A 19,825-nucleotide genomic window follows, 5' to 3' on the forward strand; every position below is an offset into this window, starting at 1 on the left:
CACCACCGTATACTTTTGCAAGTACGTTAGTGATTGCTGCAGTTAGGGTAGTTTTACCGTGGTCAACGTGGCCGATTGTACCTACGTTTACGTGCGGTTTTACGCGTTCAAACTTTTCTTTTGCCATGACGGAACCTATCAGTTTTGTGTATCTAGATTACATATGAAAATAATCCACCGAGGGTAGATTAATTTAATTTTTTCAAATTTCAAATAGTTTTTTCTGACAGATAAAGGAAGAAATTAAGATGAGTTCTCGATACTGGTGCTGATAGGCAGATTTGAACTGCCGACCTCACCCTTACCAAGGGTGCGCTCTACCAACTGAGCTATATCAGCAACACCAGAGTCTGGAGCGGGCAGCGGGAATCGAACCCGCATCATCAGCTTGGAAGGCTGAGGTAATAGCCATTATACGATGCCCGCATAGAAACCTGTTCTTAAACTACCTCTAACCGTCAAGAATAAAGTGGTGGAGGGAGCTGGATTCGAACCAGCGAAGGCTGAGCCGTCAGATTTACAGTCTGATCCCTTTGGCCGCTCGGGAACCCCTCCACGAAAATTCTTTACTAAGTCACTTCCGGTAAAAGGAAAGTGGTGCCGACTATCCGAGTTGAACGGATGACCTACTGATTACAAGTCAGTTGCTCTACCAACTGAGCTAAGTCGGCACTGCTTTAGTACGGGGCGAGATTCTAAGGTAAGGTTTATTGTGATGCAACAATAAAATTAAAAAAAGTGTGATTTTGTGTGTTAAACGCTCACTATTCAGGCAAATTAGCGCTTTTTTACGGTTTTGCTGTCAGTTCTCGCCAATAATTAAGGCCCTTAAAAACCAATAAGCTATCAAATTGACTGTGAGAAAATGAATCAGCTAGCAATTTTCCATAGCCACCGGCAAACAACAAGGTAACTGATGCACCACTTATGTGCTGCTTAGCTTGTTCAATAGCACCTAGCGTGGCCACCAGCGCACCATTTTTTAAACCATTCGGTGTATTACAGCCTAATTCAGGACTAAAAGGTATTTGTGCATCATCAAACACCCGCTTAGTGTTTTGGGTCAACGAGGTCGTCATTAAATCAAGGCCTGGTAATATCCATCCCCCCAAATGCGTACCTTCAGAGTTAAGTACATCAATCGTTGTAGCTGTACCGGCATCGGTAATAATGCAGTTTTGCTGAGGATACTCTACAAAAGCAGCAATCACTGCTAACCAACGATCGATCCCTAAATTTTGATACTGCTGATAGGCGCAGCTTAAGGTGGCAAGCTCAGCCGTGACCACCGCTTCAAAGTTAGGAATGGAATGTTGTTGTGCTTGTGCTAATAAAGGCCTGAGTAACTCTGCGCTCCCCACACACGCATAAACCAGTTCTTGTATTTGTGACCAAGGTATCGCGTTAAGTTCGCATGCCTGATAATGGTTACCATCAAACAAAACCGCTTTAATTGCGGTATTACCTACATCAACTAACAGTTTCATAACTCAGCCTTACGCAATGAAATTTCTCCACCATAATAGCTTTTTACTTCGCCATCTTGACGAATACGAACGCCACCTTGGCTGTCAATCCCTTCACAAATACCACGCCAACTCCGATGCCCTGTATTAAGCTCAACGTATTCATTTGCAAATGCGTTTAACTGATTCCACGTCAGATACATATCATTTAAGCCTGTTTGTTGATACTGCGCTAAACGTTTTTCTAAATAAAAACATAAGTAAGCCACCAGCTTATTTTTATCAAGTTCCTGAACATGTTGACTTAAGTCTGTCCATGCTTGGTCGATATGCTGACTGGCACTTTCTGGCATATGCAAATTAATACCTATGCCTATCACAAGCTGGCAAGGCCCCTGTGGCTGGCCATCAAGCTCAACTAATACGCCAGCCAGTTTTTCACGGTTTAAGTAAATATCATTAGGCCATTTTAGCGCTATATCCAATTGATATAAGGCCTTAAGCGTGTCGTAAACAGCAAGCCCAACAGCAATAGATACACCCATAGCCGCTTGCAAGCCATCATCTAAACGCCAAAAATAGCTAAAATATAAATTTGCACCAAACGGAGACTGCCAAACACGCCCACGGCGACCTCTTCCTGCTTGCTGCATTTCTGCAACGAGTACGGTGCCGGACGTGAGTGGAATATCGCTTTGTAAGCGACGCATTAGCTCACTATTGGTAGAATCTATAATTGGCTGTACTTCGACATTAGCTGTGGTGCCACCCAACTCATTATAATGCTTGCCAATTTTATCTTTGTTCAGTAAGCCCGCACTATTATTAAGGCAATACCCTTTACCCGTGACCTTGAAAATATCGAGCCCCATTTCCTGCAAAGAGTGAATATGTTTACCCACTGCTGCGCGGCTGATACCGAGCTGCTCACCCAATTGCTGACCAGAAATAAAACCACCGGTATTCAGAGCCTGTAAAATTGCCAGTTTATTGCCGTCTGGTGCTTTCATGATGAAGCTCCCAATTCAATATGGCATTCACATTCGGCGTTAATCAGTCGCACTTCGTGTTGCAGAGCAATTTGATATTTTTGCCAGACCTGCTGCTGAATATGTTTCACCATTTTAATTAAGTCATCACCATTACTATTACCGTGATTCACTAACACCAATGCTTGCTGCTGATGAACCTCTACCCCTGCAATTTTATAGCCTTTTAAGCCAGCCTGCTCAATCAACCAGCCTGCCGCAACTTTATGATGCTCAGAATCGACAAAATAATGAGGCAAGTTTGGGTATTGTTGTAACAATAATGCTAGCTGCTCATTACTGATCACTGGGTTTTTGAAAAAACTGCCCGCATTCGCAAGTTCGCTTGGGTTAGGTAATTTACTGTTTCTAGTCGCAATGATTTGCTCAAACACTTGTTGTGGAGAAGGTTGTGTAAGTTTTTGCAATGGCCCATAACTTAGTACTGGCTGCCATTTTTTAGGTAAGAGTAATCCTACATGAGTGATCACCGCTTTATTTTTAAGTGCATGTTTAAAAATAGAGTCGCGATAGCTAAATTGGCACTCGTCTTTGGCTAAACGTTTAATCGTCTTTGTCGCAATATCAAAGTATTCAACATAGCTAACAAACTTTTCCAGTTCTACACCATATGCACCAATATTTTGCACAGGCGCGGCTCCCACAGTACCGGGGATCAGGGCTAGATTTTCAAGCCCAGGCATGCCATTAGCAATAGTCATAGCAACTAATTGATGCCAGTTCTCTCCAGCCGCCACATGAAATAAGAAAGCATCACTTTGTTCTTGAATTGCTACCCCTTTGGTTGTCATGTGAATCACTGAGCCTTGGTAGTCAGATAAAAATACCGTATTACTGCCTTCGCCTAAAATACAAAAAGGGACAGAAAAGTCTGTAGTTATAAGCTGATTCACATCATCGATTTGATAGAAGTGCTGGCATTGGCTTGGCAAAGAAAAGGTATGAAAAGATTGCAGGGACTGAGCCACAAAACGCCTCAAAGGTTACCGGTAACTAATCGCATTAGTGTAACCTATCGTCGCAAAATACGCATTAGATTGTAAAAATCACTCAACCCACTGCACTAATCATGTTATAAAACAGGCTCTTTTCATTACCGTTCTAGGGTTATTATGAAGTTTAAACCATTACTTTTAAGTCTTGCTATGGCCGGTGCTTGCTCTCAAGCAACTGCTGACGCAATCAGCCAGCACACTTACGCAAACTTAGATGACGTAACAACCACTCACCTATTACTAGATTTAGATGTTGATTTTGATGATAAGCAATTAGAAGGTTTTGTTGAGCATACGCTAGATTGGCATAATGCAACCAGCAAAACGCTTGTTCTTGATACCCGCGATTTAGATATCGACAAAGTCATGTATCAAGATGACAAAGGCAGCTGGCACAACGCTGACTTTACCCTTGCTGCACGTGATGACGTAAAGGGCTCAAAATTAACAATTAAATTTAAAAGCCAAGCGGTTAAAGCGCGTATTTACTACAACAGCCGTCCAGAAGCTTCAGGTTTACAGTGGTTAACACCAGAGCAAACAGCCAGTAAGTCACACCCCTTTATGTACAGCCAATCACAAGCAATTCACGCTCGTAGTTGGATCCCAGTACAAGATACGCCAGCAATGCGCGTGACGTACTCTGCTCGTATTCACACACCAAAAGATATTCGTGCGGTAATGAGTGCAGATAACAAAGATGCACTCTATAAAGATGGTGACTATTTATTCAATATGCCACAACCCATCTCACCATACTTAATCGCAATTGGTGCGGGTAATCTAGAATTTAAAGCCATGTCTAAGCAAACCGGTATTTTTGCTGAGCCAACCATTTTAGATGCATCTGTGGCTGAGTTTAACGACACGCAAGCGATGATTGATAAAACGAACGCGATGTATGGCGAATATGCATGGGGGCGCTATGACTTATTGATGCTACCACCAAGCTTCCCATTTGGTGGCATGGAAAACCCGCGTTTATCCTTCATCACTCCAACTGTTGTTGCTGGCGATAAAAGCTTAGTAAATCTAATTGCTCACGAGCTTGCTCACTCTTGGTCGGGTAACTTAGTGACGAATGCTACGTGGGAAGATTTATGGTTAAACGAAGGCTTCACGTCTTATGTTGAAAACCGCATCATGGAAGAAGTATTTGGTCGTGACCGTGCTGTGATGGAACAAGCGCTTGATGCCGCTGGCTTGCGTAAACTCATTAAAACGTTACCGGCACCAGATACACGCCTTAACTTAAAACTTAATGGCCGTGATCCTGACGACGCATTTAGCTCAGTACCTTACACCAAAGGCCAGCTTTTCTTAATCTACCTAGAAAACAAGTTTGGTCGTGATAAGTTCGATCCATTTGTAAAAGCTTACTTCGATGAGTTTTCATTTAAGTCTTTAACAACAGCTCAGTTTGTTACTTACTTAAAAGCCAACTTAATCGAAAAATATCCAGGCATTGTCAGCATGGATAAAGTAAATGAGTGGATTTTTGAGCCTGGTTTACCAAGTGATGCACCAAACCCAACGTCTGATGCATTCGATAAAGTCGACGCAGTTACAAAAACATGGCTAAACGGTGAGATTAGCGCAGCTGACTTACCAACCGCGGATTGGTCTGTTCATGAGTGGCTACACTTTTTAAATAACCTACCTCGTGATTTAAGCATTGAGAAAATGACTGAGCTTGATAACCAGTTCAATCTAACGCAGTCAACTAATGCGGAGCGTGCTTTCGCATGGTTTATGTTAGCAGTCGGTAATGGTTATCAACCTATCTACCCTGCACTTGATAAGCACTTATCTGGTATTGGTCGCCGTAAGTTAATTGTGCCACTTTATAGAGCACTTATTAACAACGGTAAAAAAGACTGGGCGCATGATGTGTACTTAAAAGCCCGTGCGGGTTATCACCCACTTGCACAAGGTACCGTTGACGACTTATTCGCAAAATAATAAGTCAAGCACAAAAAAGGCGCTGAAAATCAGCGCCTTTTAATTTTCCAATTCTTATTTTGTCACTTTATCTAAAAATGCACGACGCTCTTCAGGGCTTGCTTGTTGCCACCAAAACTCAAGCATGGACGCTGCGTTTGGCATATTTTTCAAGCCCGCCTGTCCGCCGGGTACTTTTGCTGGCAAAGTAACAGGGGCTGCCGTTGCCGGTTTAGGACTTGATGCAGCAACAGGCGCCCTCGCCACGGCTTGAGCAGGTGCTGGTGCTGGTGCTGTACGATAGCCTATGGTTGATAATGGCATAGCAAGCTCGCTACCTTTTGCTTTTAAACTTACTTGCGGTGATTCAGCAAACACTTCTGCTGCCACGGCATTGCTGGCACGATTAAACACTAAATCATAGTTTTTGCCGCTTTCAACCGTTACTTCAACCCAAAATGGCTCCGATTCAACAACTTGATGATCGTCATAACCTTGTTCATAAAGATCGGTGTATTTTAATTTTAACTGATAAGTACCAGGTGCAAGCTCAACATCGTCAACTCGACTAAAAAACGATTGTTCTATTAAACGTTCACCCACCTGCAAAGGCACAAACTCTTCTGGAAAGTGGATAGTTTCAGCTAGGCTGCTGGCACTGTAAAATAGTGCAAACATACTAGTTAGTAATACTGACTTACGCATGATCACTCCTTGGTTGTTTAACTTGCGGCAGTTTCAGTTTGACACTGCAAATAAAGTTTGTCATTAGTGGGCGGTCAATTAACTACGAATTAAGAGAGCTAAGTATGAGCCAAGAGACTATTTTTACAAAGATAATTAACCGCGAAATCCCCTCTGATATCGTGTATGAAGATGATTTAGCACTCGCTTTTAAAGATATAAATCCACAAGCACCGTTTCACGTTTTAATTATTCCAAAAACGCCTATCGCAACGATTAATGACATCACACAGGAGCATGCACCTCTTGTTGGTCACCTATATGTAGTGGCTGCAAAACTCGCGAAGCAATTTGGTTTTAGTGATGATGGTTTTCGCGTTGTTATGAATTGCAATGACCATGGCGGCCAAACCGTGTACCATATCCACCTACACATGCTTGCAGGTAAAGAGATGGGTTGGCCTCCTTATCAAGATAAGAAGAAACAACAAATCTAATACGTTTTAATGTTAATAATTGTAAAAAACAATACAAACTAACTAATACTGTCTATTATAAATAGATATCAGTTAGTTAACATAAATATTAAGGTTAACTAACGGTATTTTTTGAAACAAAATAGACACAAACTGTACTTTTCCTGCGCAAGACTCAGAAATTTCTAATACGAAAGGGGTGGATGGCGTGGTAGGATGCAAGAGTCAACTTTATTCAAGAGTGTATAAATATGAGTAGTTCAGCCTTTTTACTATTAGATTCAGAACCGGTTAACACAATTGGCATTAATGTCTTAGAACCTTTATTGAAGACTCAAGGCCTTGCGGTTACATCTGGTACTGATATTTCTGAAGTTCCGGAAGGTACACGCTTGTTATTCATTGAAACATCAAGCACCGACGCGTGGGGAAAACTTAAAGAGCAACTGGTGAATCTTCGTATTAAATGCGACATTGTATTGTTTAATCTTGATGAAAACCCAGAACTTGCGAATCGCGCTTTATTAACGGGTATTCGTGGTGTGTTCTACACAACAGATAATGCCGACGTGTTAATGAAAGGCATTCGTCTATTGTTAGAAGACCAACTTTGGTATCGCCGTGAAATAATGTGTAACGCATTAAATCGCATGTTGCAGTTCAACAAAGATGCATTACATAAATTGACTGATGGTGATATTGAACCTGTTAAACTAACTAAACGCGAAAAAGCGATCATTTCGCTAATGAGCAAAGGTTCTAAAAACAAAGAGATTGCTGAGGACTTAAGTATTAGTCCGCACACGGTGAAAACTCATCTATACAGTGCATTTAGAAAAACTAAATGCCGTAACCGTATTGAGCTTTTATCTTGGGCACAGCAAAATATTCCTGACGAAATTCGTTAAGATTTATTCTCTAAAAAACAGACGCACATTGCGTCTGTTTTTGTTTCTGGTTGCTAAACATAACAATAGACTTTATTCTCAAGCTGTTAATTAATGCCTCGGAAATACAATGCTCGACTCAGCGACCCTCTACTATGCAAGCGCAGCCATGATGGCTGTGATGACATTACTTAGTTATCTCACGTGGCGAACCAACAAAAATACTCCAGGCACCTTACTTTATATTTTTTACCCATTGGTGATGTTTATTTCAGTTATGAGCTTTGCACTGCATGGTCATATCAATAACATCGCGAGTATTTCCATCGCTAACTCATTTATGTTTAGCGCATCAATCATTCACGTTCTCGCAATTTGCCAATTTTTTAACGCGAAATGTATTGGTTTAAGAGCCTTTATTGGCATAACTATCGTGCTGGCACTGACAATGATTTACCTTGCCACAGACAATACCGAGCTACGTAGCCGAATCCTCGTCTCAGATTTACAGCACATTATTGAATCATTATTTTTGCTGGCTCTATTTATCCGTAACGGTCGGAAAAGCTATCCGAATGGCAGCATTGTATACATTATGATCTTAGTAATTATTCTTGCAGTATTCACTGGTCGCACCTTAATGATGGGTGATGTCAGTACAGCCAATTTATTATCTGAGAACTGGTTTAGTATCACGCTGTTTATCAATGGTGTCATTGCACCTATGTTTTACGCCACAGGTATGGCTTTACTTTGTAATGAAAGACGCGAGCAAAATTTAAATCAGCTTACCGAGAAAGCACATAAAGACCTCGAAATTAGAGGATTATTTTTATCGACTATCAGCCATGAAATTCGCACTCCTTTAAACGGTATTTTAGGCAGTGCGCAGCTTATTATGAACCAATCTAGCGATCCCCGTGATAAACCTTATTGCGAAGCGATTATTAACTCAGCTGAATCCCTTAATTTACTGGTCGATAAGGTACTTGATTATGCAAGTCTCGACCAGCGAGACGAAGCCCTCTACGAAGAAGATGTTGAGCTTAAAACATGGCTTAATAATTTGTGTCTATTGCTGAGTCCTCTGGCTGAACAAAAGCACTTAAAGTTTGAACTTATTTATGACCTTCCTGAGCAAGCATGTTACTACTGTGATCAACAAAAGCTCAGACAAGTAATCATCAATCTTGTCGGAAATGCGATTAAATTTACAGATCACGGCTCAGTCAAAATTCATGTAAAACTACTTAAAGAAGGTCAGTTTGAAAACCTCCTTCGCATCAGTGTTATTGACTCAGGCCCAGGCATTGAAGATGAAGAAATAGCATATCTAACAGAACCCTATGTACAAAGTAGCGCAGGAAAAGAAAAAGGCGGTACAGGCCTCGGCTTGGCGATTACTAGTCGCTTGCTTGAAAAGCTCGGCAGTAAGTTAAATATAAAAAGTGAGCTGGCAAAAGGTAGTACGTTTAGCTTTGATATTAACCTTGCTGTTGGTGAATTAAGCCTTGTAGAACAACGCCATCAATCTAAAGATTATGTCACAGGCCTAGATGTTCTATTAGTGGAAGATCTCGACTTAAACCAAAAGATTGCAATTGAATTTATGGCTGATGACGAGCATAAAATTAAGCTGGCAAAAGACGGAAATAGCGCTATTGAGCTGATGCAAAAGCACCACTTTGATGTCGTACTTCTCGACATGAATTTACCGGATCTGACAGGCCAAGAAGTGCTTAAAAGGCTCAAGGCGATGGACCATCTAAACCAACGTACTCCTGTGCTTGCTTTTACTGCAAGCCTCAGTCCTGATGAAATAAAAGAATATTTGGCTCTAGGTATCAAAGACATCGTTGGCAAACCAATTAAACAGCAAAAGCTGCGCCAAGCGCTTAGTGATTCACAATCAAATCAAGCGGCGAGCATCGCAGTCGAGCTTCGAGATACCCTTTACGATGAAACAGCTGCCGCAGCACTTATTAGTTCATTCAATGAAGATGAAGTATCCTCTATTTATAATGAATTTGTTTTATCAGCTCGTAATAAACTAATTCGCTGCCAGCAACTCGTTGAAGATGATAAAGAGCAATGTATAAAGCTCTTGCACCGCCAAGCAAGTACTGCTTTACAGCTTGGCTTTAACCGCTATGGCTTAGAATTAAAAAAAGTAGAACGTAAATTACTCGATAATAAGCCCCTAAAGGAATCCCTCACCGGTGCGCTAGGCCTTTGGCAAGAAAGCTTGCAAGCATATTTGGCACATGTAAGAAGTGAGTTGAGCTAAATTAGATGTAGTTATAAGGCCAAACAAATTAAATATACAAAGTACCGTTACTCAAGTAATGATAATTAACGCACTACAGAACCAAGGATAGGACTTATGCTGATTTTTAAAATTTTAATTTTAGTTGCATTATTAAAGCTGTTAATAAATACCGAACGACCCAGTTTATGTGCGGGTATTTACACAGCTATTGTGTTGTTGTTTAACCTAATGTTCGGCCTTGGTTTCATTGCATCCATTGTTAGCGCTGCCATTTCTGGGGTACTCGCGTTAATTTATTTTTGGCTGTTGAACCATTTCAGAGAGACCGCTATTTTCTGGCTGGTACTCATTTTAGGGCTCGCTATTGGTTTAGTTTAGCTTGCCTCTTGAGTAAAGAGCATAATAGCGTTTTCAGTAAGCGCAACTTACTTAAGCGTCAAGAGTTGTGGCCATTTCGGCCATACTCATCTTCAAAACGTTCAATATCGCATTCATCTAAAACAGCACCGGTTTGCACCTCAATAACAACAAGTGGCTCATGATAATAGTTAGCTAAGCGATGTATTTGCTTTGCTGCAATGTAGCAAGACTGATCGGCACTTAGTTCAAATTCATCATCGCCCACACGTACACTTGCAATACCTGAAACCACAACCCAATGCTCTGCTCGATGTTGATGCCGTTGTGTAGACAGCGTAGCGCCACAATTGACGCTAATTTTTTTTACTTTAAAACCAACGCTTTCTACCAATGTGCGATAGTTACCCCATGGCCTAAATACGACTTGATGGTGCGTTAGTTTATCACTTGCTGATACAGTAAGTTGTTTGAGTAACTCGGGGAGTTTATTAAGGGCATTTTTATCAGCGACTAAAGTCGCATCATGGGTATGTATAATTGCTTTATTAGTCACCCCTAACGCGGCAATTGTATGATCGGCTTCGCTTATTAGTAGATTATTATCGCTATCAACGCTCACCCCTTGTGAGCTTAAGTAATTACCAAACGGGTCTTTATCAGCAAGTTTCGAAAGCGCAGAAAAGCTCCCTATATCACTCCAATTTAAATCAATCGGGATCACTGCGACCTTGTCACTACGCTCTAAAATAGCGTAATCAATTGAGTCACTTGGGCATGTACTAAGTACTGTGTTATTCGGCCTGAGAAAACCTAGATCTTCTTTAAATTCAGCAGCCTTAGTGACACTTTCCGCTATTTTTGGTGCAAAGCGGTTAAGCTCGTTTAAATACACATTAGGTAGAAACAAAAACATGCCACTATTCCAGTTATAGTCACCACTAAGTACGTATTGCTCTGCCAGCGTTTGAGCTGGCTTTTCTTTAAACTCTACAACCTTAAAACACCCTTCACGGCTTAGCTCTTCACCTTGGCGGATGTAACCATAACCGGTATGTGGTGCGGTCGGTTTAATTGCAAATGTTATTAATTGCTGTTGTTCGCAAAGAGCAATAGCGTCATCTAAGCGCGCTATTAACTTTTCAAAATCACTAATATGATGATCAGCGGGCATGACTAATAACGGATCCATTAAACCATTTTGCACTGCATATTCAGCGGCTAGTGCGATAGCTGGCGCCGTGTTTTTACCTTCTGGCTCAAGTAGCAAAGTAAAGTCATCAACGACCTCTGATACCTGTGACTTCGCAATAAAGCGGTGCTCTTCATTGCATACCAAAATAGGCGGATTGAAGCGTGAGCTTATCACCCGTTTCAAAGTACTTTGTAGTAGTGACTCATCACTAAGCAAAGATAAAAATTGTTTAGGCATTGCTTTACGCGACAATGGCCATAGCCGAGAGCCGATGCCACCAGCAAGAATAACAGGCGTGATTTTGTAACTCATGATTGCTTACAGTAAAAAAACCAACCATGAGTTTAACAAATTTTTAAGGGTTCGGCTTAGAGTAACTGAAATTGATCAGCATCTAAGTGGGCAGGAAAAGTACGACGAAAATCCTTCAGCGGCGATTTTTCTATATGCTGAATAATAATACCCGACTGATTATCATCTAGCTTAGCAAGCGTATCCCCTTTAAAATCATAAATTGCTGTGCCACCACTGTGGGCAACATTATTGCCATCTTCACCGACACGATTGACACCTGCAACATAACAAAGATTTTCCATCGCTCGTGCTTTTAATAATGTGTCCCATACATGGCGTCTGGCTGCTGGCCAGTTTGCGATATTAATCATAACATCATAATCATCACTATTACGCTGAAACACGGGAAAGCGTAAGTCATAACACACTTGTGGGAGAATACGAAAATCATTGATGGTGAACACCTCACGCTGTTTACCTGCAATAACATAATCGCCTTCGTTACCTAAGCAGAATAAATGGCGTTTATCGTAAAATCTCACTTCACCATTTGGCCAAACCCAATAAAAGCGGTTTGCCTTTTTGTCTCCTTGCGCAACCAGCACAGAGCCAGCAATCACGGCATTCTTTTGCTTTGCTGTGGCTTGTAACCAATTTAGTACTTCACCTTGCTCTGGCTCACTGCAATCAAGATTAATCGCAAAACCAGTGGCAAAGGTTTCTGGTAATACGATTAAATCAACTTGCTCATTAAAGCTATTAAGTTGCTCAGTAAAGTGTGCAAGGTTAGCGCTTTTATCAAGCCAATGCAGTGATGACTGTATTAAGGCTAAGGTTAAAGTTGACATAAAACCTCCGCGGCACGTTTTAACGTGTCATCATTTTTGGCAAAACATAACCGTATCACTTTATCGTGACTCTGAGTGCTGTAAAACACACTCAATGGAATTGCCGCCACACCTGCTTGCTCAACTAACCAATGACAAAACTCAACATCATCTAAATCAGACACGTCACTGTAATCAAGCAATAAAAAATAGGTTCCTTCACTTGGCAAAATAGTGAAACGGCTTTCTTTTAATGCTTCACTTAGTAAGTCACGCTTTTGCTGATAAAATTCATTTAACTGCTCAACATGCTCAGGTTTTAACTCTAACATATCAGCGAGTGCATGCTGTGCAGGAGTAAAACTAGAAAATGTCACGTATTGATGAATTTTACGAAACTCCTCCATTAACTCACTCGGTGCCACACAGTAACCCATTTTCCACCCCGTACTGTGGAAGGTTTTACCAAAGCTTGAAATGACAAAGCTGCGAGCAAACAATTCTGCGTCAGTGAGTACACTTAAATGAGCTTCTTTATCGAAAATAATATGCTCATAAACTTCATCACTGATGACATATAAATCATGTTTTTTAACAAGATCCTTAAGTGCTGAAAAGTCTTCAGCTTTAAGCGTTTTGCTACTCGGGTTGTGTGGTGTATTGATAATAATAGCACGGGTTTTTTCACTAATAGTATTCGCAACGACTTGCCAATCAATACGATAATCAGGAGCCTGTAATGCCACATGAACCGATCGCCCACCAGCCAGCTCAATCGCTGGTTGGTATGAGTCATAAGCGGGATCAAACACCACTACTTCATCACCCTCTTTTACAAGCGTTTGAATGGCAACAAATAATGCTTCGGTTGCGCCTGATGTCACCGTTACTTGTTGCTCATAATCTATGTTGTTATGGTATTTTCTAGCTATCAGTGCCGCAATTTGCTGTTGCAGGCGCACAATGCCACTAGAAGGTGCGTATTGATTAAAGCCTTCTAACACATAATGGTTGAGCTGTTTTTTTAGCAATTCAGGCGCATCGAATTCAGGAAAACCCTGAGATAAATTAATAGCTTGATGCTGATTTGCCAAAGCTGTCATTTGACTAAAAATACTGATGCCTAAGTTTGGTAATTTACTTTCAAACACAGAGATTCCTTAAAGATGGTTTTGCGCCCGAAGCGATGCTATCATTGCTTAAAACAGATGTATAGCCGTCTAAAAAACTTTTAGAATGTCGAGGAATGTATGCATAACAATACCGCTATTTCAGAACTAATTGAAGCTGGTAAGTGGGTAAGCCAACGTGGTTGGGTTCCTGCTACTGGTGGTAACTTCTCAGCTCGTACAGAAAGTGGTTATGTGGTCACCGCCAGTGGTTTTGATAAAGGCCAACTTGGTACCCATGCATTTATTGAGTTTGATCATAACGGAAACCGCACTAAGGGCTCAGGTAAACCATCCGCAGAAACAGAGCTTCACTTGAACATGTATAAGCTGATCCCGTCAGCAAAGTTTGTTCTTCACACCCACTCAGTAGCTGCAACGGTATTATCTCGCGTAATCAAAGGTCATGCCATTCATTTACATGGCTACGAAATGCAAAAAGCCTTGAGTGGGGTAAAATCACATCTAGATACACTTAGTATTCCTATTTTTGATAATGACCAAGATATTGACCGTCTTAGCTTATTAGTCAGCGATCATCACTTGCACACACCAATTGAACATGCGGTGCTTATTCGTGGTCATGGTTTATACGTTGTAGGCAGAGACATTAAAGAAGTTTTACGCCACTTAGAAGGGCTAGAATTTTTATTCAGTTGTGAGCTCGAACGTCTAAAACTAGAGGGCATTCAAGCTGGAGTGCAATTATGATCAAAGCAATTTTAACCGATATTGAAGGAACGATTACACGCATCTCATTTGTCAAAGATGTGTTATTTCCTTATGCTGCAGGGCAACTCCCTGAGTTTATTAAAACACACAAGAACGACCCTGACGTTGTAGAGCAGATAAGCGCAGTCAAAGCGCACATTGAGCAGCCAGAAGCTGACTTAGAAACAGTAATAAATACCTTGCTACATTGGATTGCAACAGACCAAAAAGTCACACCATTAAAACAATTACAGGGTTTAATTTGGCAAACAGGTTATGAAAATGGCGATTTTACAGGTCATATTTACCCTGATGCTTATGATTTCTTGCAAGCTCAAAAACAAGCAGGAAAAAACCTGTATGTGTACTCTTCTGGCTCAGTAAAAGCGCAGCACCTTATTTTTGAGTTTTCTGATTACGGCGATATTAGACCTTTGTTCAGCAACTACTTTGACACTAAAGTTGGCGCTAAGCAACAGCAGCACTCTTACGAGAATATTATTGCAGAGTTGCCATTTGACGCCGCAGAGGTGTTGTTCTTAAGCGATGTGGAAGCAGAGCTTAATGCTGCAAAAGCTGCGGGTCTTCGTACCTTGCACCTTGTTCGTGATGGCCAACAAGTGAGTGACGCGCACCCATATATTAATGATTTTACGACATTTAGCGCGGAGCTTTTAGCATGAGTCAATTAACGATTTTTAATGATAACAACGCTGACGATGTATTGTTTTATAGTGAAGACTTAAGCGCCATAGCAAAAGAACTTAAAGCAGTAGGGGTACGTTTCGAGCAATGGAAAGCAACTCAGCATATTGATGAAAGCACCAGTCATGACGCAATTTTAGCTGCCTATGATAACGATATAGAACAGCTTAAGAGCGAAGGGGGCTATCAAACTGTCGATGTTATTTCACTGGCTAAAGGTAACCCGAATGCAGCGGAATTACGTAGCAAGTTTTTATTTGAACATACTCACAGCGAAGATGAAGTGCGCTTTTTTGTAAAAGGCCAAGGGTTATTTTGCTTACATTTAAACGATAAGGTCTATCAAGTGCTTTGCGAGCAAGGTGACTTGATTTCTGTGCCAGAGCTTACCCCCCATTGGTTTGATATGGGCAGTAATCCTGAATTTACAGCAATTCGCTTATTTAATAATACCGAAGGATGGGTTGCTAAAAGTACAGAATCAGCCATCGCTAAACGTTTCCCGTTACTGGATTAACATGGAAAAGTTGTTTTCATATGGGACGTTGCAATACCCGCAAGTTCAGCTAGACACTTTTGGGCGCTTACTCGAAGGTCAGTCAGCTACCTTATTAGGTTATGTCATTGGCGAAATTGAAATTACTGATGCGGCTGTTTTAAAAAGTAGTGGGCAGCGTTTTCATCCTGCCCTATTTTACACTGGGAATCAAAACGACACAGTTAATGGCACAATTTACGCAATTACAAAGCAAGAGCTTGCCCAAGCTGATGAGTATGAGGTTGATGATTATCAACGGATTGCACAGCAGTTTCAGTGTGGAGCAAATGCGTGGGTTTATGTGGTGAAAAGCCCCCTTCAAAACCAGTAAAGCGCTTATAAGTAAGCGCTTTCCCAAATCGCTATTTTAACTCCCTTAATGCCCCACGGGCAATGTCTGCTTGATTATAAACGCCCGTATCAAGTACCCACCCTGTTACTAGCTTAGCCGGCGTGACGTCAAAAGCGGGATTATAAACCTGTGCGTTATTAGGAGCCCACAAGGCTTCGCCAAAGCTGCCACTCACACCACGTACCTCAATGGGGCTGCGCTGTTCGATTTCAATATCATCACCGCAGGCTGTTTTTGTATCTAACGTAGTGAGAGGCGCAACAACATAAAATGGGATATTATGAAAGTGAGCTAAAACAGCAAGATTGTAGGTGCCTACTTTATTGGCAAAATCCCCATTAGCGGCAATACGGTCTGCCCCAACAAAGATTTTATCGACTTTACCCGCTGCCATTAGACTTGCAGCCATATTATCGCAAATTAATGTGTACGGTATTTGCCAACATTCAAGCTCGAATGCGGTAAGTCGGCCACCTTGTAATAAAGGTCTTGTTTCATCAACCCATACATGAATATCACCGTGGCGTTGTTGTGCTTTATATATCACACCTAGTGCAGTACCAATGCCCGCAGTAGCTAATGCACCTGTATTACAATGGGTAAGAATGTTATCGCCTTTTAATACAAGGTTTGCACCATGTTCAGCCATGCTATCGCAAAGCGCTATATCCTCATTAAATAACTGCTCTGCTGTTTTAACCATCTCTTCAACAAAGTCACTTTTTGCTAAAGCCTCTCGCAGCTTGGTCATGCAATGCATCAGATTCACAGCCGTTGGTCTGGTAGACTCTAACTCATCAATCGCATCTGCAAGCGCTTCTTTACTCATGCCTTGCTCAGCCAAATGAGCTACAAGCAAGCAGGCTCCTAGACCAATCAAAGGTGCTCCACGTATTTTCAACGTTAAAATCAGATCTTTCATTGCTGCAACATCGTGACATACATGCCAATGTTGTTGATGAGGCAGTAAATACTGGTCAAGCACTGTTAAAGTACCACTTTTGTATTTGATGCTATTTGCGATGAGGTCTTTCATAGTAAGTCCAAGTTACTTAATTAGCAGATTGCTATTCTACAGCAGTTTTCACAACTAACAAGCTAGATGTATGGACATCTAAACGCATGAAGGTATAGAATGCTTGAAGTTACTTTTCAATGAGATGAAACCATGGCGAACTACATAGCCTTCACTGCAGAGCATGCTATTGATTATATTAAAGAGATCATCAAAAAAGAGTTGATTACTGTTTTCGCTGATAATGCAGAGCTCAACGCGTATGAGTTTGGTGATGGTAATTTAAACCTTGTTTTTCGTATCGCAGATCAAGATGGTAACAGCGTAATTCTCAAACAGGCTTTACCCTACGCCCGCTGTGTTGGTGAGTCGTGGCCATTATCATTAGATAGAGCACGTATTGAAGCCGAAGTACTTATCAATCATGGTCAATTATGCCCCGAGCATACCGTCGCGATTTTGCATCACAATGCTGATTTAGCATTAACGGTTCTTGAAGACTTGGGGCATCTACAAATATTGCGTAGTGCACAAAACAATGCAGAGCAATTTCCAAAGCTGGCAAGTCATGTCGCACTTTATCTAAGCTATACAAGCTTTTATAACTCTGATTTTTATTTATCTGCAGAAGATAAAAAGGCCAAAGTCAGTCAATTTATTAACCCTGACTTGTGCAAAATTACAGAAGATTTGTTTTTTACCGATCCCTATATCGAGCATGAGCGAAATAACTTTCCCATCGAACTTAAAAGTCATGTAGAGAGTATTCGTAATAATCAGGCTCTAAAACTTGCAGCAGCCAAGTTAAAAGCTAAGTTCCTATCGAGCCCACAAACTTTATTACACGGTGACATGCACAGTGGCAGCATTTTTGTGGATGCAAACAGCACCAAAATGATAGACCCCGAATTTGGCTTTTTTGGCCCTATTGGCTTCGATATTGGTTCTTTTATGGGCAATCTGTTACTAAACTATTGTGCTCAAAATGGTCGTATTACTGAGCTTGCAAAGCGCCGTCAATATCAAACACATTTATTAACCTGCTTACAAGATTGCTATAACCAATTTGAACAACATTGGCTACGTCTTGCAAATAGCGAAACAACGGATGTTAGCTTTGCAAGTAACGCATTTACCGAAGATTATTTACACGATGTATTGCGTGACGCGATTGGTTATTGTGGTGCTGAGCTTATTCGCCGTACGATTGGCCTCGCACATGTTGCTGATATTGATGGTATAGAAGATGAGCAAGCTCGACTGGCTGTACAACAACAAACGTTAGTGCTGGGTGAACAACTCATGCTCAATGCAACAAGTTGCACCTCTAAAGATGAGTTTTACTCATTGCTTGTCAGCTTACTAAATTAAATAAAGGCGCATTGAGCGCCTTTGTTCTTTACTGATAATGTTCGTACATTTTATCGAGCGGCTCTGATAAGCCATTCTCTTGCACCACACGCACATGATGACGAGCAAGTTCTCTGGCACTTGATACGCCACAGGAATGAGCAATGAGCCCTGCACCGTAGTGAATATATTTATTATAGTTAGCGACGCGCTGTGCTTTATCCGTTACATCTAAACCTCGTTGTAAGCGTTCATTGTGCGTTGTTATGCCAGTAGGGCAAGTATCTTTATTACATTGCAGTGCTTGAATACAGCCCAATGAAAACATATGTCCGCGCGCCGAAACAATAAAATCAGCACCCAGTGCAAGTGCCCATGCAACCTTTGAAGGCACAATTAACTTTCCAGAAGCAATCACTTTAACACGCTCTCTCAGGCCATGTTTTTTCAGTAAATCAACCACTAAAGGCAGGCTTTCCTTAAGCGGCAAACCAACAGAATCCATTAAAGGTTGTGGTGCCGCACCTGTACCACCATCCGCGCTATCGATTGTTATGAAGTCGGGTGCAGACTCAATCCCGCGATTATTAATTTCACTAAATAAAGTTTCCAGCCACGCATATTCACCAATCACAGCCTTAAAACCGGTAGGTTTACCTGTTGTAGAGCGCACGGTTGCGATCATATCGAGCAAATGAGCGGGTGTTTTAATTTCGGGATGACCATTAGGGCTAATAGAGTCATGCCCCTCTGGGATCCCTCGAATTTTGGCAATTTCAGCTGTAACTTTACGACCTGGCAACATGCCACCTTTACCTGGTTTAGCGCCCTGACTCATCTTTATTTCAAACATCTTAACTTGTTCGTGTTCAGCGATGGACTTTAGCTTTTCGAGACTAAGCTTGCCTTGTTCATCTCGCACACCGTATTTAGCTGTGCCAATCTGAAATACAATGTCAGCCCCTCCTTCAAGGTGATATGGGCTTAATCCCCCCTCCCCCGTATTCATCCAACAACCAGCCAGTTTAGCGCCTCGCGATAATGCTCGCACAGCAGGTTTAGACAATGCACCAAAGCTCATGCCCGAAATGTTAAATAACGAATTAGTCGAATAGGGCTGCTCACAATATGGGCCTAAAGTGACATGACTAGGTTCAAGCGCTTCTTCATCCAACGTTGGAAATGCACAGTTCATAAACATTACTGTGCCTGTTGTTTCTAAACTTTGTGTTGATCCAAATGCGGTCGTGCGATCCACATTTTTGGCTGCTCGGTACACCCAGCTACGCTCTGCACGGTTAAAAGGAAGCTCTTCCCTGTCCATTGCAAAAAAGTACTGACGAAAGAACTCGCCTTGGCGCTCAAAAAAATAACGAAACCGTCCTATCACAGGATAATTGCGACGAATAGCATGTTTAGACTGGGTTACATCACTGATGTAAAAACAGATTATCACCAGCAATCCAACTCCAAGTAAAAAGATAAATAAGCTGGCAAATACATCAATACTGAAAATTATAAAATCACTCATTCAAGGCCCCTTTG

The 19,825-nt window shown here is 41.4% G+C and carries 20 protein-coding genes and 4 tRNA genes; 10 read left to right on the top strand and 14 right to left on the bottom strand.

The genetic code is table 11. The features are described from left to right. The 8 genes from L3V41_RS17450 to murB form a co-directional block, all read right to left on the bottom strand. Window positions 1–127: GTP-binding protein (locus L3V41_RS17450; protein ID WP_033023824.1), on the bottom strand; the 127-nt coding region annotated here is incomplete at its 3' end. A 136-nt stretch (window positions 128–263) separates the two neighbouring features. Further along, a tRNA-Thr gene (locus tag L3V41_RS17455) sits at window positions 264–339 on the bottom strand. Window positions 340–351: 12 nt separating this feature from the next. Beyond that, window positions 352–426 (bottom strand) — tRNA-Gly (locus L3V41_RS17460). 44 nt (window positions 427–470) lie between these two features. Continuing rightward, window positions 471–555: transfer RNA gene (locus tag L3V41_RS17465), tRNA-Tyr, on the bottom strand. A gap of 40 nt (window positions 556–595) precedes the next feature. Beyond that, window positions 596–671 (bottom strand) — tRNA-Thr (locus L3V41_RS17470). Window positions 672–788: 117 nt separating this feature from the next. Next, the gene (locus L3V41_RS17475; RefSeq protein ID WP_237128188.1) at window positions 789–1,487 is read right to left on the bottom strand and encodes a type III pantothenate kinase; all 699 of its coding nucleotides are present in this window, start codon (window positions 1,485–1,487) and stop codon (window positions 789–791) included. Next, window positions 1,484–2,476, bottom strand: a complete 993-nt coding sequence (gene birA / locus L3V41_RS17480; protein WP_062567542.1) for a bifunctional biotin--[acetyl-CoA-carboxylase] ligase/biotin operon repressor BirA — start codon at window positions 2,474–2,476, stop codon at window positions 1,484–1,486. Before birA ends, L3V41_RS17475 begins: the two co-directional genes overlap by 4 nt. Then, window positions 2,473–3,483, bottom strand: coding sequence for a UDP-N-acetylmuramate dehydrogenase (murB, locus tag L3V41_RS17485; RefSeq protein WP_237128189.1), 1,011 nt, complete (start codon window positions 3,481–3,483; stop codon window positions 2,473–2,475). The genes birA and murB overlap by 4 nt, the downstream gene beginning before the upstream one ends. Before the next feature lie 144 nt (window positions 3,484–3,627). Between murB and L3V41_RS17490 the strand changes: the two genes are divergently transcribed. Beyond that, on the top strand, window positions 3,628–5,472 hold the full coding sequence (locus L3V41_RS17490; protein ID WP_237128190.1) for a M1 family metallopeptidase: 1,845 nt from the start codon (window positions 3,628–3,630) through the stop codon (window positions 5,470–5,472). A 54-nt stretch (window positions 5,473–5,526) separates the two neighbouring features. Here L3V41_RS17490 and L3V41_RS17495 read toward each other — a convergent pair whose 3' ends face one another. Next, a complete protein-coding gene (locus L3V41_RS17495) occupies window positions 5,527–6,156 on the bottom strand; it encodes a DUF2057 domain-containing protein (RefSeq protein ID WP_237128191.1) in 630 nt (209 codons plus the stop codon). Between the two features lie 104 nt (window positions 6,157–6,260). Between L3V41_RS17495 and L3V41_RS17500 the strand changes: the two genes are divergently transcribed. The 4 genes from L3V41_RS17500 (at window position 6,261) to L3V41_RS17515 (ending at window position 10,145) form a co-directional block, all read left to right on the top strand. Then, window positions 6,261–6,632: a histidine triad nucleotide-binding protein gene (locus L3V41_RS17500; protein WP_062567538.1), complete on the top strand. Its 372-nt coding sequence runs from the start codon at window positions 6,261–6,263 to the stop codon at window positions 6,630–6,632. A gap of 230 nt (window positions 6,633–6,862) precedes the next feature. Continuing rightward, a complete protein-coding gene (locus L3V41_RS17505) occupies window positions 6,863–7,519 on the top strand; it encodes a response regulator transcription factor (RefSeq protein ID WP_062567537.1) in 657 nt (218 codons plus the stop codon). Window positions 7,520–7,628: 109 nt separating this feature from the next. Next, window positions 7,629–9,785, top strand: coding sequence for an ATP-binding protein (locus L3V41_RS17510; protein ID WP_237128192.1), 2,157 nt, complete (start codon window positions 7,629–7,631; stop codon window positions 9,783–9,785). A gap of 96 nt (window positions 9,786–9,881) precedes the next feature. Next, window positions 9,882–10,145 (top strand): hypothetical protein, encoded by a 264-nt coding sequence (locus L3V41_RS17515; protein ID WP_237114582.1) that lies wholly within the window; start codon window positions 9,882–9,884, stop codon window positions 10,143–10,145. A gap of 58 nt (window positions 10,146–10,203) precedes the next feature. Here L3V41_RS17515 and L3V41_RS17520 read toward each other — a convergent pair whose 3' ends face one another. From L3V41_RS17520 to L3V41_RS17530, 3 genes are read right to left on the bottom strand one after another with little or no spacing between them, the layout of a single operon-like run. Beyond that, window positions 10,204–11,631: a mannose-1-phosphate guanylyltransferase/mannose-6-phosphate isomerase gene (locus L3V41_RS17520; protein WP_237128193.1), complete on the bottom strand. Its 1,428-nt coding sequence runs from the start codon at window positions 11,629–11,631 to the stop codon at window positions 10,204–10,206. Between the two features lie 56 nt (window positions 11,632–11,687). After that, complete coding sequence (locus L3V41_RS17525) at window positions 11,688–12,461, bottom strand: amidohydrolase (RefSeq protein ID WP_237128194.1); 774 nt, start codon at window positions 12,459–12,461, stop codon at window positions 11,688–11,690. Beyond that, on the bottom strand, window positions 12,449–13,591 hold the full coding sequence (locus L3V41_RS17530) for a methionine aminotransferase (RefSeq protein ID WP_193987985.1): 1,143 nt from the start codon (window positions 13,589–13,591) through the stop codon (window positions 12,449–12,451). The genes L3V41_RS17525 and L3V41_RS17530 overlap by 13 nt, the downstream gene beginning before the upstream one ends. Before the next feature lie 99 nt (window positions 13,592–13,690). Between L3V41_RS17530 and L3V41_RS17535 the strand changes: the two genes are divergently transcribed. The 4 genes from L3V41_RS17535 to L3V41_RS17550 are packed head-to-tail and all read left to right on the top strand — an operon-like array spanning window position 13,691 to window position 15,894. Next, entirely contained in the window at window positions 13,691–14,320 is a 630-nt protein-coding gene (locus tag L3V41_RS17535; protein WP_062567531.1) for a methylthioribulose 1-phosphate dehydratase, read from the top strand. Then, a complete protein-coding gene (gene mtnC / locus L3V41_RS17540; RefSeq protein ID WP_062567530.1) occupies window positions 14,317–15,003 on the top strand; it encodes an acireductone synthase in 687 nt (228 codons plus the stop codon). Before L3V41_RS17535 ends, mtnC begins: the two co-directional genes overlap by 4 nt. Next, complete coding sequence (locus L3V41_RS17545; RefSeq protein WP_062567529.1) at window positions 15,000–15,542, top strand: acireductone dioxygenase; 543 nt, start codon at window positions 15,000–15,002, stop codon at window positions 15,540–15,542. The genes mtnC and L3V41_RS17545 overlap by 4 nt, the downstream gene beginning before the upstream one ends. A gap of 1 nt (window position 15,543) precedes the next feature. Further along, the gene (locus tag L3V41_RS17550) at window positions 15,544–15,894 is read left to right on the top strand and encodes a gamma-glutamylcyclotransferase family protein (protein WP_193987986.1); all 351 of its coding nucleotides are present in this window, start codon (window positions 15,544–15,546) and stop codon (window positions 15,892–15,894) included. Window positions 15,895–15,925: 31 nt separating this feature from the next. Here the strand turns inward: L3V41_RS17550 and mtnA are convergent, their stop codons facing one another. Further along, a complete protein-coding gene (gene mtnA, locus L3V41_RS17555; protein ID WP_237128195.1) occupies window positions 15,926–16,951 on the bottom strand; it encodes an S-methyl-5-thioribose-1-phosphate isomerase in 1,026 nt (341 codons plus the stop codon). Window positions 16,952–17,083: 132 nt separating this feature from the next. Between mtnA and mtnK the strand changes: the two genes are divergently transcribed. Continuing rightward, window positions 17,084–18,301 (top strand): S-methyl-5-thioribose kinase, encoded by a 1,218-nt coding sequence (gene mtnK / locus L3V41_RS17560; RefSeq protein WP_062567526.1) that lies wholly within the window; start codon window positions 17,084–17,086, stop codon window positions 18,299–18,301. A gap of 28 nt (window positions 18,302–18,329) precedes the next feature. On the opposite strand, the gene L3V41_RS17565 is transcribed toward mtnK, so the two are convergent. Next, window positions 18,330–19,811: an FMN-binding glutamate synthase family protein gene (locus L3V41_RS17565; protein WP_062567525.1), complete on the bottom strand. Its 1,482-nt coding sequence runs from the start codon at window positions 19,809–19,811 to the stop codon at window positions 18,330–18,332. Between the last annotated feature and the right edge of the window lie 14 nt (window positions 19,812–19,825).

Origin of the sequence: Pseudoalteromonas sp. L21 (assembly GCF_021728035.1) — a bacterium.
Classification (GTDB): Bacteria; Pseudomonadota; Gammaproteobacteria; order Enterobacterales; family Alteromonadaceae; genus Pseudoalteromonas; species Pseudoalteromonas arabiensis.